Source organism: Sphingomonas guangdongensis (assembly GCF_900199185.1).
Classification (GTDB): domain Bacteria; phylum Pseudomonadota; class Alphaproteobacteria; order Sphingomonadales; family Sphingomonadaceae; genus Sphingomonas; species Sphingomonas guangdongensis.
Map to the genome: position 1 here is coordinate 338,902 of NZ_OBMI01000003.1, position 15,095 is coordinate 353,996.

Sequence of the window (15,095 nt, forward strand, 5' to 3'; positions counted from 1 at the left end):
CCCGTGCTCCCGCCCAGGCGGGAGCCTAGAGCCGCGAACGGCTCGCTTGGATACCCTGAGCTCTCGCCTATGCGGGATAACCATAATTGACGTATCGGATTACTGCTCCGGCGGTACCTCGACCGGCGCTTCCGCCATCAGCCCGTGTCGAAGCAGCATGGGGATGTTCGCAAAGGCGAAGATCAGCGTCGCCGGGGTGACCGCCCATAGCTTGAAGGCGGTCCAGCGGGTCAGGTCGTCGCCCGGCGCCATCGTCCGCCACGCGACCTCGTTCACCACCGCCATCACAACAAAGAACACCGCCCAGTTGCGCGTCAGCTTGCGCCAGCCGGTCGCGTCCAGGCCGGGGTAGGCTGCCTCCAGCATCATCTTTAGCGTCGGTCGCCCGCTCGCCAGCCCATAGCCGAGCACGGCGGCGAACATGGCGTAGACCAGCGTCGGCTTTACCTTGATGAAGGTGGTGTCGTGAAACCACAAGGTCAGCGCGCCGAAGACGATCACCAGCCCGCCCGAGAGCCACAGCATCGGCGAGATGTGGCGCAATCGCACCCACGACACCGCCATCGCGGCCAGGATCGCGACCATGAACGCCGCGGTTGCGATCAGCGCGCGCGCGATCTGCGGCCCGCCCGCGAGCTGGTTGGCTGCGAAGAACACGGCGATCGGGCCGATGTCGATCGCCAGGCGAAAGAGGGTGGAGGGTTCTTTCTTCATGCAAAAGCATCCGTTCGTGCTGAGTAGCGGCTGAGCTCGTCGAAGCCGCGTATCGAAGTACCGTCTGCCCCGAAGTCCTTCGATACGCCGTTTCGACCACGCCCAACGGCTACTCAGGACGAATGGAGCGGGGCTAGAGCAGCTCCTCCACCCCCGCGATGATCCGCGCGACTTCCATCGCGTCGAACGGGCGAAGGTCGTCGACCTTCTCGCCGACCCCGATCGCATGGATCGGCAGGCCGTATCTCTCCGCCGCCGCCACGAGGACACCGCCGCGCGCGGTACCGTCGAGCTTGGTCATGACCAGGCCGGTCACGCCCGCCACCTCCTTGAACACCTCGATCTGGCTTAGCGCGTTCTGACCCGTCGTTGCGTCGAGCACGAGCACCACGTCGTGCGGCGCCTCCGGATTGAGGCGGCCGAGCACGCGACGGATCTTGGCGAGCTCGTCCATCAGCTCGCGCTTGTTCTGCAGGCGTCCGGCGGTGTCGACGATCAGGACATCGATGCCCTCCGCGGTCGCCCGCTTCACCGCCTCGTAGACGATGCCGGCCGCATCGCCGCCCTCTGCCCCGCTGACGATGGGAACCCCGATCCGCTCGGCCCAGGTGCGCAGCTGGCCGATCGCGGCGGCGCGGAACGTGTCGCCGGCCGCGACCATCACGCCATAATCCTGCTCCAGCAGCAGGTTGGCGAGCTTGGCGATGGTGGTGGTCTTGCCCGATCCGTTGACGCCGATGACGAGGATCACTTGCGGCCGCGGGAAGGCGTCGACCTCCAGCGGTTCGGCGACGGGCGAGAGCGCGCGGGCGACCTCCTCCGCGACGACCAGGCGGATGCCGAGCTCCTCCATGTTGCGTTCGAACTGGCCTTCCGCCAGCCGGTGGCGGACGCGCGCGGCGGTCTCCGGCCCCAGGTCGGAGGCGATCAGCGCTTCCTCGATCTCGTCGAGCGTCGCCTCATCGAGCCGCGCGCCGCCGAGGCCGGCGAGGTTGCCGGCGAGCCGGTCGGAGGTGCGCTTGAAGCCGCCGAGCAGCCGCTGGTGCCAGGAAGGGGTCGTGCTCATGCGGGTGTTCCGATCAGGGTGGTGCCGTCGCTCGCGCTCACGTCCACGTCGACGAGCGTGCCGATAGGAGAAGAGGTTGCGAGCGCGACGGGCGCGAAGTTGGCGGCGTGGCCGCGCGTGCCGGGTGCCTCGACCAGCACCTGCTGACGCGTGCCGATCAGGCTGCTGAGCCAATGGCGGCGGGCTACGTCGGCGCGGTCGCGCAGCTCGGCGGCGCGCGTCTTCACCACCTCACGCGGCACTTGCGGCATCCGCGTGGCGGGCGTGCCCTCGCGGGGCGAGTAGGGGAAGATGTGGGCGTGGACGATTTGCGCGTCGGCGATCAGGGCGGCGGTGTTGGCGTGAGCCGCGTCGCTCTCGGTCGGGAAGCCCGCGATCAGGTCCGCCCCGATCGCGATTGCCGGCCGCCTAGCGCGGAGCCGCTCGACCAGCGCGACCGACTGTGCGCGGCTGTGCCGGCGCTTCATGCGCTTCAGGATCAGGTCGTCGCCGGCCTGGAGCGACAGGTGGACGTGCGGCGCAATCCGCGGCTCACCGGTCACGAGGTCGAACAGGCGGTCGTCGATCTCGATCCCGTCCAGCGAGGAGAGACGCAGTCGGGGCAGGTCGGGCACGAGCCGCAGGATGCGCTCGACCAGCAGGCCGAGCGTCGGCGCACCCGGCAGGTCGGCGCCGTAGCTGGTCAGGTCCACCCCGGTCAGCACGACTTCGCGGTGACCCGCTGCAACCAGCTCCTGCACGCGCTCCACCACCGAGCCGGCCGGGACGGATCGACTGGCGCCCCGACCAGTCGGAATGATGCAGAAGGTGCACGCGTGGTCGCAGCCGTTCTGCACCTCCACCAGCGCGCGGGCGTGACCGGCGAACCGCGCTGGCGGCGCGGGGGCAGGCGCGTCCCAGGCTGCGGGCGTGAGTTTCTCCAGGTTGGTGACCACGCGGTCGACCTCCGGCAGCGCGGCGAGGCCGGCCGGGTCGATGGTCGCGGCGCAGCCGGTAACCACCAGCTCGGCGCCCGGCCGCTCGCGCCGCGCCCGGCGGATCGCGGCACGGGACGCCTTCAGCGCCTCCGCGGTCACCGCACAGCTGTTCACCACTGTCACGTCGCGGGAACCCAGCAACGCGCGGATGTGTTCGCTTTCGGCGATGTTGAGCCGGCAGCCGAGCGTGATCACGCGAGGGCCGACATGAGGGGCAGACATGGTCGAGCACTTAGGATCAGGTACCGGCGAAGTCTATGACGCGGCGCAGGCGGTGCTGGACTTCTGGTTTAAGGAGGTGCCCCCGGACAAGCAGTTCGCCAGGGACGAGGCGCTAGACCAGGAGATCAACCGGCGCTTCGGCCAGTGGCGGGACGATGTCTTTGCAAACGACGCGCTCGGCTGGCGCAGCGAGCCGGAGACGCTGCTTGCGGCCATCATCCTGCTCGACCAGTTCTCCCGCAACATCTACCGCGGCAGCGCCAGGGCGTTCGAGGCCGATCCGCTCGCGGAGTCACTCGCGCACGAGGGGATCGAGCGCGGCTGGGACCGGACGCTGCCGCCCGAGCAGGCGGCGTTCCTGCTCATGCCGCTGATGCATGCCGAGCACGTCGACGCCCAGGCGCTGAGCGTCGCCAAGTTCGAGGAGCTCGGGATCGAGGAGAACCTCCATTTCGCGCGCGAGCATGCCGCGGTGTTCGAGCGGTTCGGGCGCTTTCCGGGACGTAACGAGGCGCTCGGGCGGGGATCGACGCCGGAGGAGGAAGACTATCTGAGCCAGCCCGGCGCCGGCTGGTAGCACCGCCGACGGGCGGGTTGCGAAATCGGCAACCTGCGCGTATAAGCGCGCCCACGTTCCTGCGGGATACGTGACGCATCTGCCGCTCCGAGGGGCGACGCCGGCCGACGAGGTTTCGTCCGCCGGCGTTTTTCGCGTTACGTGGTCGCGGGGCAAAGGAGTTAGTGCATGTTCGACAGTCTGAGCGACCGGCTGGGAGGCGTCTTCGACCGTTTGCGCGGCCGTGGCGCGCTGACGGAGGCGGACGTGCGCGCGGCGATGCGCGAGGTGCGCGTCGCGCTGCTGGAGGCCGACGTCGCGCTGCCGGTCGCCCGTCAGTTCGTCGACGAGGTGACGGAGAAGGCGGTCGGCCAGAATGTCCTGCGCTCGATCACGCCGGGGCAGCAGGTCGTCAAGATCGTCAACGACGCGCTCGTCGCGATGCTCGGGTCGGAGAACGCGGGCCTCGCCATCGACGTGACGCCGCCTGCGGTCGTGATGCTGGTCGGCCTGCAGGGCTCGGGCAAGACGACCACAACGGCGAAGCTCGCCAAACTGCTGTCGGGCCGAGACCGCAAGAAGGTGCTGATGGCGTCGCTCGACGTCAACCGCCCGGCCGCGCAGGAGCAGCTGGCGGTGCTGGGCACCCAGATCGAGGTCGCGACGCTGCCGATCGTCGCCGGGCAGCAGCCGGTCGACATCGCGCGGCGGGCGCTGTCGGCGGCGAAGCTGCAGGGCTTCGACGTGCTGATGCTCGACACCGCGGGTCGCCTCCACGTCGATCAGGCGCTGATGGATGAGATGCGGGCGGTGTCCGACATCGCCTCGCCGGCGGAGACGCTGCTCGTCGTCGACTCGCTGACCGGCCAGGATGCGGTGAACGTCGCGACCAACTTCTCTCAGCAGGTGCCGCTGACCGGCGTCATCCTGACCCGCATGGACGGCGATGCGCGCGGTGGCGCCGCGCTGTCGATGCGCGCGGTCACCGGCAAGCCGATCAAGTTCGCCGGCGTCGGCGAGAAGCTCGACGCGCTGGAGCCGTTCCACCCCGGCCGGGTCGCCGGGCGCATCCTCGGCATGGGCGACGTCGTCAGCCTGGTCGAGAAGGCGGCGCAGTCGATCGAGACCGAGGACGCCGAGCGGATGGCCGCGCGGCTGGAGAAGGGCAAGTTCGACCTGAACGACCTTCGCGCGCAGCTCGCGCAGATGCGCCGCATGGGCGGTTTGGGCGCACTCGCGGGCATGATCCCGGGCATGAAGAAGGCGCAGGCCGCGATGGCGGCAGGCGCGGTAGACGAGAAGATCCTGCTCCGCATGGACGCGATGATCGGTTCGATGACGGTGAAGGAGCGCGCCAAGCCGGAGCTGATCAGCGCCAAGCGCAAGATCCGCGTGGCGAAGGGCAGCGGGACGACCGTGCAGGACGTCAACAAGCTGCTCAAGATGCACCAGGAAATGGCCACCGCGATGAAGCGCATCAAGAAGATGGGTGGCATGAAGGGAATGATGTCCTTGCTCGGCAAGGGCGGCATGGGCGGGCTCGGCAACGCACTCGGCGGTGCGGGCCTGGGCGACATGATGGGCAAGCTCGACGGCCCCGGCGGGCTGCCGGGACTCGGCGGCGGCGGGATGCCGCAGCTGCCCCCCGGTTTCGAGAACTTCGTCAAGAAGAAGTGACACACGCGCCGCCCCGCGGAGGCCGGGGCCGCCACATGGCAGGCGCTCAATCGAACAAACCGTCCGGCCTCCGCCGGGCACCTGATTAGAGAAGAAGGACTTATATCATGGCAACCAGCATTCGCCTGTCGCGCGGCGGCTCCAAGAAGCGCCCTTACTACCGCATCGTCGTCGCCGACGCGCGCTCCCCGCGTGACGGCAAGTTCATCGAGAAGATCGGCACCTACAACCCGCTGCTCGCCAAGGACGATGCGAACCGCATCGTGCTCGACAGCGACCGTGCCAAGCACTGGCTCAGCGTCGGCGCGCAGCCGACCGACCGCGTTGCCCGCTTCCTCGATGTGGCCGGCGTGAAGGAGCGCGCGGCGCGCAACAACCCCAAGAAGGCGGAGCCGGGCGAGAAGGCCAAGGAGCGCGCCGAGGAGCGGGCCGAGAAGCTGAAGGCGCAGCAGGAGGCCGAGGCAGCCGCGTCGGCTGCGCCGGCAGAAGAGGCTCCGGCGGCCGAGACCGATGCTCCGGCCGAGGCGACCGCCGAGCAGTGAGGCGGAGCCGGCCTGTGGTGCGTTGGACTCCCGACACGATCAGGAGGACTGCGCACCATGACCGCTTCCATGCCCCCCGAGACCCCGGTTAATGACCAGGACGACGCCGAGAACGAAGGCGTCTCGGCCACAGAGCCCGCCGAAGGGGCCGACGACGCCCCCGCAGGAGACGACGGCTCGCCCGAGCAGTGACGCGCCCGCGTCGACGGTCACCATGGCGGTGATCGTCGGCGCGCACGGCATCGCGGGCGAGGTGCGGCTGAAGGTCTTCGCCGAGGACCTGTCGTCGTACCGTAGCTTCAACGGCGGTACGCTGACTCTGCTGTCCGCCCGCGCGGGCAGCAACGGCACCATCGCGCGCTTCGCCGAGGTGGGTGACCGGAGCGCCGCGGAGGCGCTGCGCGGGACCGAGCTGACGCTGCCGCGCGATGCGCTGCCGCCGCTTGGCGAGGGCGAATACTACCACGCCGACCTGCTCGGCCTCGCCGCGGTCGGCGAGGACGGCGCCCCGATCGGCCGGGTCGTTGCGGTCGACAACTTCGGTGCCGGCGACGTGATCGAGATCGAGCGCGCGGGCGGCGGTCGGTTCATGGTGCCGATGACCGAGGCTGCCGTGCCCAGGTGGGGCGGGGGCGAGTTGGTCGTGGCTGAGGGTTGGGCAGATTAACCTCAAGCAGAACGTGCAGAGTATCAAGCCATCCCGTTCGTGCTGAGTAGAGGCTGAGTAGCTGCGCAGCAGCGTAGCGAAGGCTCGTATCGAAGCATCCTTCGATACGCCGCTTCGACTTCGCTCAGCGGCTACTCAGGACGAACGGTGTGGGCGCTTGCGAGGATGCCCTCCTCCAAGCAAAACGCCGTCACCCCGGGCTTGATCCGGGATGCATCTCACCACAAGCGCTGTCGCCAGCGGGGACATGGATCCCGGATCAAGTCCGGGATGACGATGTTGGTGGATCACTCCGCCGCGATCGCCAGCCCCTCGTCGACATCCGGCTCATCCTCCGCCGCCACACCCTTCTCCAGCCGCGCCTCGTCGGCCGCGAGCGCATCCGCGTCGTCGGCGGTGATTCCGAACCGAGCCGCCACGTCGGGCGCGAACCGAAGCAGGTCGGGACGGAGGCGCAGCAGGCTCAGGTCCTTGGACTTGCCCTCCATCATCACGTCGAAGAACAGCCCGTCGGCCATTCGCATGAAGGTCGCGAACTCGAACGGGTTGGTGAAATCCGCGTGCCCGGTCCAGATCGGCGGGCGCAGCACCGTCTTGATCCGCGCCGTCGCCTTGACCGGCGCCTTCAGCAGCTCGCCCTTCTTCGCCTTGCCCGTTCCAGCCTTGGCAGCGGCGCGCTGCTTAGGTGTGATCTTCTGCTTCACTTCGCGGAGTTCGGTTCGCGGCGAGGAGAAGTGCATCTTTGGCCGTACGCCGGCCGGCCAGGTCGCCAGGAAGCGCTCCAGCGTCTCGCGCATATCGAGCCGCTCGGGGTTGAGGCACCAGAAATGCTGGTAGTCGAACACCAGCCGCACGCCCGTTCGCTCGTGTATCCACAGCGCGTCGGCGGCGGAGAAGCGGATGTCGTCGTTCTCCAGCACCAGTCGGCGGCGGACGTGCTCCGGGCACTGCTCCCACCCCTCGATCCAGCGCGCGCGGCTCGCCTCATGGTCGTCGTAGACGCCCCCGACATGGGTGATCATCACCGCTTCGTCGTCCAGCTCCATGCGGTCGAGCATCTCGGCCTGACTCGCCAGGTCCCAGATGCTCTTCTTCGTCAGCTCCGGGTTTGGCGCGTTCAGCAGCACATACTGCGACGGGTGGAACGACAGGCGGATGTCGTACGCCTTCGCCTTCGCCCCGAACGTGCGCAGCTCCGCATCGCTCTCCGCCACCATGTTGTGGAACTGCGGCATGTCCGGGTGGGTCGCGTAGGGCGCGATGTCCGAGGACAGCCGGTACATGTCGAGCTTCTCGGCGTGCAGATAGTCGAGCACCTTGTCGAGATACTCGAGCGAGCATTTGAGGTGCGGGTTCTTCTGCCAGCGCCGGGTGTCCTGCGTCTTCATGCCCTGCTTGCCCATCACCTTGACGGGGAAGCCCAGGCGGAGCGGGCGGCTGTTGTCGGTCATGCGGGCACCTGAGCTTGGGGGACGCCGATCGAGGCGGCGAAGTGGTTCCAGTCGGAAAGGCGGAGCGCGCCGCCGGTGGCCTGGGCGTGGCCGTTGCCGAATCGGTCGTCGGCGCCGGGCGGGCGGTGGTCGGCCAGGAAGGCGATCAGGTCGCGACCGCTCGCCGAGCGCGTCGCGAAATGGACCCAACCGGCGCGGTAGCCACGGTTGGCGGCGATCACGATCTTGTCCTTCAGCCGCCCGCGCCACTGCTGCGCGATCAGCGGGTGGATCTGGCAGGCGGAGTCGAGCGGCACGAGCGCGACGTCACCGGCGACGATGGGTGCGGCGCGCTTTGCCACGTCCATCTCGGCGCGCACCTCGGCACGGGCGGCGTGGAGCGCCTGTGCGTCGGCGCTCTCGCCCTTGGTGATCGCTTTCGGTCCGTCGCTTTCGAGCAGCAGGCGGAGCGCCGGCGCGGCGTCCGCGGCCGCGGTACGGCGCGGGGCGTTGAGGAGCACAACCGCATCCTTGAGCGCGGTCTTGCCGAAGCGCTGTTGCGCGTCCGCCAGTTCGGGAAAGCCACGATCGTCGGCCATGTCGCCGATCAGCCCGATCGCGGCGAGCCACAGCAGCGATTCGTCGGGCGCCAGCGCCTGCACCGCCCACCACGCGATCAGCGCAGTGGTCGGCTCGGGCTCAAGGCCATTGCCGCTGAGCGTGATCGCGTCATCCGGTGCACCGGTCGGCACGTGATGGTCGATGATCACGGTGGGACAGCCGGGCAGGACCGGATCGGCGCGGGTGCCGAGATCGGCGACGATCAGCCCGCCGGGATCGTGCTCGCGCAGCCGCGCGGTGACTGCCGGATCCCACGGGGTCTCGCCCTTGCCGACCAGCACCGGAGTCGCCCGCCAGCTCGCGGCGGTGAGTGCCCGGACGAGGATCGCTGCCGCCGACAGTCCGTCCGCATCGAAGTGGCAGAGCACAACAACCGGACGCGTCCGATCGAACGCCGCAAGGCCGTCTTCAAACGCAGCACGCGCGGCCGCGCGCGGATCATCGACATGGGCGAGGCGACCGAGCATCAGGGGACAACGCCCGCGCGGTCCGCCGGCTCCCTAGCCGATCAATCGGGTCGTCGTGACGTAGAGCGTCGCGATGTCGCAGTCGGCCGCCCAGGCGAGTCCGGTGCTCTCCGCCTCGTCGATGCTGTCGAAGCGCAGTTCGGAGACGAGCGCGACCGACTCGTCGGGGCCGAGCAGCGACCCGGTCAGCGCGAAGCTGCCGTCGGGCTGTTCATCGATACTGATGCAGTCGCTCTCCACCGGGGCACGTTCGCCGACCGGCAGCTTGATGATCTCCACGGCAGCCAACTCCTTGTCGTGTCGGCAGCGAAACGCTCGTGGATCAGGACAGTTGCGCGCGCGTCGCGGTGAGCGGATCACTGGCGGTCGGCACCGCGGGGATGTCGATCAGCACCAGCGACATGTTGTCGCTGCCGTCGCGGTCGAAGGCGCCGGCCATCAGCGTCGCGGCGAGCGGCTCCAGCGCGCGCGCGTCGAGGTCGGCGGCGTCCAGCGATCGGGAGAGTCCGTCCGAACACAGCAGGAAGCGATCGCCCGGCGCACAGGCGACGATGTGCCGCTCGATCTCGCAGGCGGTATCGACGCCGAGCGCGCGGGTGACGACGTTCGCCTGTGGGTGGCGCTCCGCGGCGGCGGGAGTGAGCAGGCCGGCGTCGACCAGCTCCTGAACCAGGCTGTGGTCGCGGGTGAGCTGTTCCACGGCGGCGCCGAAGCGGTATGCGCGGCTGTCGCCTGCCCAGGCGAGATGCGCCCGGCCCTGGTGCAGGCAGAGCGTGATCACCGTCGCTCCGGCCTGCTCGCCGGCGGCCGCGTTCTGGCCGAGGATGGCGGCGTTGGCGCGCAGCAGCGCCGCGATCACGGCATCTGGCGAGACAGCACCGCCACCGACCGCCAGTTCACGCAGCGCGTCGATCACCGACTGCGCCGCGCGGTCGCCGCCGCGGTGCCCGCCCATGCCGTCGACCACCGCCCACAGCCCGCGTTCCGGACAGTCGAAGACGCGGTCCTCGTTGATCGTCCGCACCCGCCCGACGTGGCTTCGCGCGACCGAGCGGACGCCTGTCGGCAGATCGGAAGCAAGCGTGCTCACCGATCGATCTCGGACTCGGCGCGGTCATAGGCAGCGGTGAAGGCCCGGTCGAGCGAGCCTGGCTCCCCCTCCAGCTGGCGGGTCAGGTCGGCGTGCCGCGCCGCGACCTCTTCGGCTTGCGCCGCGACCTTGCTCTTCAGCAGCGACGCGCGAGCCGCTGCCGCCTTGTCCAGGTCAGCGGGCTCGAAGGTCGAGATCGCAGCGCGCAGCGAGCCTTGCAGCCCGGCGAAGGTCGCGATCAGGTGACGCTTGATGTCGCGGAACGAGGCCTGCAGCGCGGCCGGGCCGGACAGGAAGGTGCTGGAGCCGGCGAGCAGCAGGTCGACCGCCAGGCGCTGGGTCGGTGCCCATTTGAACGGATTGTTGTCGGCGCCGCCGATGGTGGTGCGGGCCAGGTCGTACTGGCTGCGCGCCCGGTCCCGTTCCGTCATCAGGTCGCCGATGCCGAGCACCATCTGCCGGTACACCGCGCCCGCCCGGCGCATGACCTCCGCCGGTTCCTCGCTGGCGAGCAGGGAAGCGTCCAGCCCCGCACCCTCGCAGAAGGCGTCGAGCAGCGTGCCGGCCGTCGTCGAGGGCGGCGGTGCGGGCGGCGCGTCGCTCCAGTCGCTCGGCACTGCGGCCGATCGACCGAGCGGCGGCGTGAGCACCATGGTCCGCGCCATGTCGGCGGGCGCATCGCCGTGCGGCGCATGATTGGCGCGCAGGCGGAAGCGACCGAACCGCAGGGTTGAGGGCACCGCGACCGGAGTGGCGAGCGCGTCGGGAAAGCGCTCCCCGCTGCCGGCGTCGAACACGCCGTTGGTGCCGAGCGCACGCAGCGACAACCCGCCATCGACGATGCTCAGCTCGCAGTGCGCGCGCGACAACTCGTAATCCGGATCGGGGATCGACCAGTCGGCGGCGCTGTCGCGGCCGATCTTGATCGTGCCTTCGCGCAGGAGGCGGGCGTCGATCGGCTGCACCTCATCGGCGCGATCGAAGAGCTGAAGCAGGTACAGGGGACTTCTCCCTTACGCGGCGGCGCGCGTGGGGCGCGCGATGCGGGTCGCCAGCACATTCTCGACTGCGGCGGGCGGTGCGGCCTCGACGCGCGCCTCGATCGTGGCGGCGGCGCGGTTGAAGGCGTCGAAGGCAGCGCCGAACTCGTCACGGCGGCGATGGGAGATGCGCAGCGCGAAGCCGCTGCGTGCGGCATCATCGAGCGCGCCGCGCAGCCGGGCGAGCGGCCGGGCGACCATCGCACCGCTGAGGTAGCCGATCACGAGCACCACCAGCATGACGATCCCGGCGAGGATCAGCAGCGAGGTGCGTGCCGCATCCATCGCGGCGTCGAGCGCCGTTCGCTTCATGACCAGATCGACCGTACCGAAGTTCGCACCGGCATAGGTGATCGGCTGGACGAAACGGATGCCCGCACCATGGCCGACGTCGCGTGCGGCGGTGGCCGGCCGTGCGCCGGAAAGCGCCGGCTCACCGTACGGACGGGCGTAGCGGGTGCCGACGAGGCGCGGGGTCGAGGCCGCGCGAACGACGCCCGCGGCATCGACGACGACCAGATCGCGGATGGTGTTGTCGCGCGCCGCTGCCGCTGCGAATGCCTGGAGCGCGGACCAGTCCTGCTGTTCCGCCGGCAGCCCGGCATTGTCGGCGGCAAGCACCGCGGCGTTCTGCGTGACGAAGGTCGCTGTGGTCGATCCGGCCGCAATCGCCAGGCGCTCCAGTGCGTCCTTCTCGCGCTGCAACCCGAACAGGATGCAGGCAGAGAGCGCGAGCGCGGTGACCAGCGCGAGCGCCGCTGGCAGCTTGACCCGTAGCGGAAGTCCGCGGCGCCCGATCGGCGCCTCGGCCTGCGCCGCGATCTCGCGCGCGAGTGCCGCCTCCAGCGCCAGACCATCGGCGAAGCGCGCTTCCGGCTTCTTGGCGAGCAGCTTATCGATGATGAAGCGCATGCCTGGCGGACAATCGGCGGCCGAGCGGTCGATCGGCTCGACCTTCTCCTGCGCGATCTGGATCGCGAGCGTGGCGATGGAGGTGCCCGGGAAGGCGACCTTGCCCGTCACCATCTCGTAGAGCACGACCCCCAGCGAGAACAGGTCGGAGCGGTGATCGACGGGCAGGCCGAGCGCCTGCTCGGGGCTCATGTACCGTGGCGTGCCGATCAGCTGTCCGACCTGGGTGCGGCCAAGCTGCTTCTCCGCGCCGCCCTGGTCGAGGTCGCCGACCCGCGCGACGCCGAAGTCGAGGAGCTTGGCGGTGCGCCCGTCCGCGGACACCAGGATGTTCGACGGCTTAACGTCGCGGTGCACCACGCCGCCGGCGTGCGCATAGGCGAGCGCGCTGGCGAGCTGGCGCCCGATCTCCAGCACGCGTTCATAGGGCAGGCGGCCGTTCGCCTGGAGCAGCGCATCGAGCGGTTGTCCCTCGATCAGCTCCATTGCGATGTAGGGCGCGCCTTCTGCCTCCCCAACGTCATAGATGGTTGCGATGTTGGGGTGGCTCAGCACGCCGGCCGCCCGCGCCTCGCGCAGGAAGCGTGCGCCGAGCTCCGGATCGCGCGAGTATTCGGGCTTGAGCACCTTGATCGCGACGGTGCGCCCGATGCCGGGATCGTGCGCGCGGTACACGTCCGCCATCGCGCCCTCACCCAAGCGGCCGTCGATCCTGTACCGTCCCAACATCGTCTTCAACGCGGCCTCTCCCGGCGCAAGTCCAGCCCGCCGTGTAGCGTCAATGACTTAACGCATTGCTGCACGGCTAAGCATTCAGCGTCGTGCGCGGACCGTCGCCGCGATCCGCTCGGCGCGGGCCAGGTCGCGGGCGACCAGCGGATTTCCCGGGTCGGCGGCGGCGGCGCGGCGCAGCAGGCCAACCGCCTGCTCGACCTTGCCGCTGTTGAGCGCGGCGAGGCCGGCGGTCCGCAGCTGGCGCGACAGCGCCGGATTGGCAGCGCGAGGACCCGGCTTTGCGGCGACCGGCGGCTTGGGCGCAGCGGCCTTGGGCGCCGGGCGCGTGGCCGGACGATCGGGCGAGCGGGAAGGGGCGGGATCCGCGCGGCGGACGGGATCGGGTCGCGGAGCGGTTCCCGGGATACGCAGGACCTGGCCGGGCGTCAGCGCAAAGGGCGCGGTCAGCTTGTTGTAGCGACCGAGCTGATACGCCTTCAGCCGGTTGCCGAGCAGTCGCTGGGCGAGTGCGGGAACGGTGTCGCCCGCCTTCACCGTGTAGGGATAGCTGGTCGGGCCGAGCAGTTCCTCCGGATCGCGCTCGATCGAATCGCGCAGCAGGAGGGCGGAAGCGTTCAGCGGCTCGCGCTTCAAGAGCTGGCGTAGCAGCTTGCGCGCGTCATCCACGTCACCGGCGATCAGGAGCGCCTGGACCTGGTCGACACCGCTCTCCGCCGTCGGCGCGGACGGTGCGGGCAGGTTGCCCGGCCGCTCGGGCTTGCCCGAACAGGCAGCGACGCTCAGCGCCAGCACGGCGACGGTCGCGCGCAGGTAGGATGTCATGCGGTAAGCCTCTCGATGATGCGGCCGTGATCGAGGCCGGTGGTCAGCAGCGCCTCCAGCGCCGCCGTGTCGCGCACGCGCGCGACGAAACTCTCGCCGTCGCCCGGGTGGCCGAAATAATAGCCCTGGAAATGATGGCAGCCGTGCCGGCGCAGCCACGCATATTCGGCGTGGGTCTCGACGCCCTCGGCCAGCACGCGGATGCCGAGCCCGCGGCCGAGCGCGATGATGCTCTGGCAGATCGCCTGGCTGTCGCCGCGGCTGTCGACGTCCGTCACGAACTCGCGGTCGATCTTGATCTTGTCGAAAGCGAGCGTGCGCAGCGAACTGAAGCCCGAGTAGCCGGTGCCGAAATCGTCCACCGCCAGCTTCACGCCGAGCTGGCGGAGCGCGCCAAAGACGCGGCGGCAATGATCGGTGTCGCTGGTGGCGATGCTTTCCGTCAACTCGAGCTCGAGCTGGTTCGCGCCCACGCCGTGGCTCTGGAGCGTGCGCGCGACCAGGAGCGGCAGGTCGTCGCCCTCCAGCTGAAGGCTGGAAACGTTGACCGCGACGCGCAGCCGGCCGAACCCGAGCCGTCGCCACTCGGCCGCCTCGCGCACGGCGGCGTTCAGCACCCAGGTGCCGATCTCCCCCGCCAGGCCAAGTTCCTCCAGGATCGGCACGAACTCGGCCGGCGACACGGTGCCGCGAACCGGGTGGTGCCAGCGCAGCAGTGCCTCCGCACCGCCGATCGTGCCCTGCGCGGCGTCCACCAGCGGCTGGAAGTGCAGTCGAAGCTCGCGCCGGTCGACCGCGTGGCGGATGTCCTGCTCGAGCACGAAGCGGTCACGCGCCAGGCTGGTCTGGTCGGTCGGTCGCGCAGCGGCCGGGCTTGGCGCGCTGCCCGGCACCACGCTGAACGATGCGATGGTGCGCGCGATGAACGCCGTGGGGGAAAGCTCCTCCGTCTCCGCAAAGCGGGCTAGGCGGACGGCAACCTGCGGGATGATCTGGGTATCGCCGTCAACGAGCACGTCGCCGAGGGCGTAGGCGATCGCGTCCAGTTCGGCCCAGGCCGCATCTTCGCTCAGCGCCGGGCCGAACCATAGGCCGATGTGGCCGCGGTCGATCTGCGCCACGAACCGCCCGCGTGGCAGCATCGCGCCTAGCCGCGCGGCGGAGGCCGCGAAGATGCGGTCGGCGAGCTGGGGATCAAAGGCGGTAAGCCGGTCGAAGTCGCTGAACACGAGGGCGCCGAGCAGGCCGCTGCGATCCTCCTCGATCCGAGCCACCAGCGCCTCGCGGACGGGCAGGCCGCTGACCGGATGCTGCTCGACCAGTCGGTGGCGGACGGCGTCGAGCTGCTGTTCGAGCAGGGGCCCGCCGGTCGTATCCGCAGGCCGCTGCACCACCATCATCCATCCAGCCAGGAGCGCGGTGGTGCACAGCGCGACGATCAGGGAAACGGACGGCGCAAGAAGCAGTGCCGCAATCAGCGCGATTGACCCGACCAGTGGCGGTATGCACCGGTCCGCGGCCAACTGCCTGATTGTCAACGCCTTACGCATGGTGACG

Annotated in this window: 16 protein-coding genes; 5 read left to right on the top strand and 11 right to left on the bottom strand. The window is 69.8% G+C overall.

Annotation, left to right across the window (positions count from 1 at the left end; all coding sequences use genetic code 11):
- Positions 1 to 99: 99 nt before the first annotated feature.
- The 3 genes from CRO12_RS13690 to CRO12_RS13700 all read right to left on the bottom strand — a co-directional run bounded on the left by CRO12_RS13690 (position 100) and on the right by CRO12_RS13700 (position 2,979).
- Positions 100 to 714, bottom strand: a complete 615-nt coding sequence (locus tag CRO12_RS13690; RefSeq protein ID WP_097064622.1) for a septation protein A — start codon at positions 712 to 714, stop codon at positions 100 to 102.
- A gap of 133 nt (positions 715 to 847) precedes the next feature.
- Entirely contained in the window at positions 848 to 1,780 is a 933-nt protein-coding gene (ftsY, locus tag CRO12_RS13695; protein ID WP_097064623.1) for a signal recognition particle-docking protein FtsY, read from the bottom strand.
- Positions 1,777 to 2,979, bottom strand: coding sequence for a MiaB/RimO family radical SAM methylthiotransferase (locus CRO12_RS13700; protein ID WP_097064624.1), 1,203 nt, complete (start codon positions 2,977 to 2,979; stop codon positions 1,777 to 1,779). Before CRO12_RS13700 ends, ftsY begins: the two co-directional genes overlap by 4 nt.
- Between CRO12_RS13700 and CRO12_RS13705 the strand changes: the two genes are divergently transcribed.
- From CRO12_RS13705 to rimM, 5 genes are all read left to right on the top strand, one after another.
- Complete coding sequence (locus tag CRO12_RS13705; RefSeq protein WP_097064625.1) at positions 2,978 to 3,556, top strand: DUF924 family protein; 579 nt, start codon at positions 2,978 to 2,980, stop codon at positions 3,554 to 3,556. The genes CRO12_RS13700 and CRO12_RS13705 overlap by 2 nt on opposite strands.
- Positions 3,557 to 3,724: 168 nt before the next feature.
- Complete coding sequence (gene ffh, locus CRO12_RS13710; protein WP_097064626.1) at positions 3,725 to 5,212, top strand: signal recognition particle protein; 1,488 nt, start codon at positions 3,725 to 3,727, stop codon at positions 5,210 to 5,212.
- Between the two features lie 107 nt (positions 5,213 to 5,319).
- Complete coding sequence (gene rpsP / locus CRO12_RS13715; RefSeq protein WP_097064627.1) at positions 5,320 to 5,754, top strand: 30S ribosomal protein S16; 435 nt, start codon at positions 5,320 to 5,322, stop codon at positions 5,752 to 5,754.
- 57 nt (positions 5,755 to 5,811) lie between these two features.
- A complete protein-coding gene (locus CRO12_RS18480) occupies positions 5,812 to 5,946 on the top strand; it encodes a hypothetical protein (protein ID WP_281253420.1) in 135 nt (44 codons plus the stop codon).
- 22 nt (positions 5,947 to 5,968) lie between these two features.
- Positions 5,969 to 6,421, top strand: coding sequence for a ribosome maturation factor RimM (gene rimM, locus CRO12_RS13720; protein WP_245858525.1), 453 nt, complete (start codon positions 5,969 to 5,971; stop codon positions 6,419 to 6,421).
- A gap of 287 nt (positions 6,422 to 6,708) precedes the next feature.
- On the opposite strand, the gene uvsE is transcribed toward rimM, so the two are convergent.
- From uvsE to CRO12_RS13760, 8 genes are all read right to left on the bottom strand, one after another.
- Positions 6,709 to 7,872, bottom strand: coding sequence for a UV DNA damage repair endonuclease UvsE (gene uvsE, locus CRO12_RS13725; RefSeq protein ID WP_097064629.1), 1,164 nt, complete (start codon positions 7,870 to 7,872; stop codon positions 6,709 to 6,711).
- Positions 7,869 to 8,939: a single-stranded-DNA-specific exonuclease RecJ family protein gene (locus CRO12_RS13730; protein ID WP_097064630.1), complete on the bottom strand. Its 1,071-nt coding sequence runs from the start codon at positions 8,937 to 8,939 to the stop codon at positions 7,869 to 7,871. The genes uvsE and CRO12_RS13730 overlap by 4 nt, the downstream gene beginning before the upstream one ends.
- A gap of 33 nt (positions 8,940 to 8,972) precedes the next feature.
- A complete protein-coding gene (locus tag CRO12_RS13735) occupies positions 8,973 to 9,218 on the bottom strand; it encodes a hypothetical protein (RefSeq protein ID WP_097064631.1) in 246 nt (81 codons plus the stop codon).
- Between the two features lie 43 nt (positions 9,219 to 9,261).
- Positions 9,262 to 10,029 carry a PP2C family protein-serine/threonine phosphatase gene (locus tag CRO12_RS13740; protein ID WP_097064632.1) on the bottom strand — a complete coding sequence of 256 codons (768 nt, stop codon included), beginning with the start codon at positions 10,027 to 10,029 and terminating at the stop codon, positions 9,262 to 9,264.
- Positions 10,026 to 10,994, bottom strand: a complete 969-nt coding sequence (locus tag CRO12_RS13745) for a type VI secretion system-associated FHA domain protein (protein WP_245858526.1) — start codon at positions 10,992 to 10,994, stop codon at positions 10,026 to 10,028. Before CRO12_RS13745 ends, CRO12_RS13740 begins: the two co-directional genes overlap by 4 nt.
- Before the next feature lie 48 nt (positions 10,995 to 11,042).
- Positions 11,043 to 12,710, bottom strand: coding sequence for a serine/threonine-protein kinase (locus tag CRO12_RS13750; protein WP_097065079.1), 1,668 nt, complete (start codon positions 12,708 to 12,710; stop codon positions 11,043 to 11,045).
- A gap of 84 nt (positions 12,711 to 12,794) precedes the next feature.
- A complete protein-coding gene (locus tag CRO12_RS13755; RefSeq protein ID WP_097064634.1) occupies positions 12,795 to 13,538 on the bottom strand; it encodes a LysM peptidoglycan-binding domain-containing protein in 744 nt (247 codons plus the stop codon).
- On the bottom strand, positions 13,535 to 15,088 hold the full coding sequence (locus CRO12_RS13760) for a putative bifunctional diguanylate cyclase/phosphodiesterase (RefSeq protein ID WP_097064635.1): 1,554 nt from the start codon (positions 15,086 to 15,088) through the stop codon (positions 13,535 to 13,537). Before CRO12_RS13760 ends, CRO12_RS13755 begins: the two co-directional genes overlap by 4 nt.
- Positions 15,089 to 15,095: the final 7 nt, after the last annotated feature.

Excerpts from the sequence above, each read along its gene's own strand:
- ftsY (WP_097064623.1), bottom strand. The coding sequence starts at position 1,780 with ATGAGCACGACCCCTTCCTGGCACCAGCGGCTGCTCGGCGGCTTCAAG.
- rimM (WP_245858525.1), top strand. The coding sequence starts at position 5,969 with ATGGCGGTGATCGTCGGCGCGCACGGCATCGCGGGCGAGGTGCGGCTG.
- CRO12_RS13755 (WP_097064634.1), bottom strand. The coding sequence starts at position 13,538 with ATGACATCCTACCTGCGCGCGACCGTCGCCGTGCTGGCGCTGAGCGTC.
- CRO12_RS13700 (WP_097064624.1), bottom strand. The coding sequence starts at position 2,979 with ATGTCTGCCCCTCATGTCGGCCCTCGCGTGATCACGCTCGGCTGCCGG.
- ffh (WP_097064626.1), top strand. The coding sequence starts at position 3,725 with ATGTTCGACAGTCTGAGCGACCGGCTGGGAGGCGTCTTCGACCGTTTG.
- CRO12_RS13750 (WP_097065079.1), bottom strand. The coding sequence starts at position 12,710 with ATGTTGGGACGGTACAGGATCGACGGCCGCTTGGGTGAGGGCGCGATG.
- CRO12_RS13705 (WP_097064625.1), top strand. The coding sequence starts at position 2,978 with ATGGTCGAGCACTTAGGATCAGGTACCGGCGAAGTCTATGACGCGGCG.
- CRO12_RS13760 (WP_097064635.1), bottom strand. The coding sequence starts at position 15,088 with ATGCGTAAGGCGTTGACAATCAGGCAGTTGGCCGCGGACCGGTGCATA.
- CRO12_RS18480 (WP_281253420.1), top strand. The coding sequence starts at position 5,812 with ATGACCGCTTCCATGCCCCCCGAGACCCCGGTTAATGACCAGGACGAC.
- CRO12_RS13690 (WP_097064622.1), bottom strand. The coding sequence starts at position 714 with ATGAAGAAAGAACCCTCCACCCTCTTTCGCCTGGCGATCGACATCGGC.
- rpsP (WP_097064627.1), top strand. The coding sequence starts at position 5,320 with ATGGCAACCAGCATTCGCCTGTCGCGCGGCGGCTCCAAGAAGCGCCCT.
- CRO12_RS13730 (WP_097064630.1), bottom strand. The coding sequence starts at position 8,939 with ATGCTCGGTCGCCTCGCCCATGTCGATGATCCGCGCGCGGCCGCGCGT.
- uvsE (WP_097064629.1), bottom strand. The coding sequence starts at position 7,872 with ATGACCGACAACAGCCGCCCGCTCCGCCTGGGCTTCCCCGTCAAGGTG.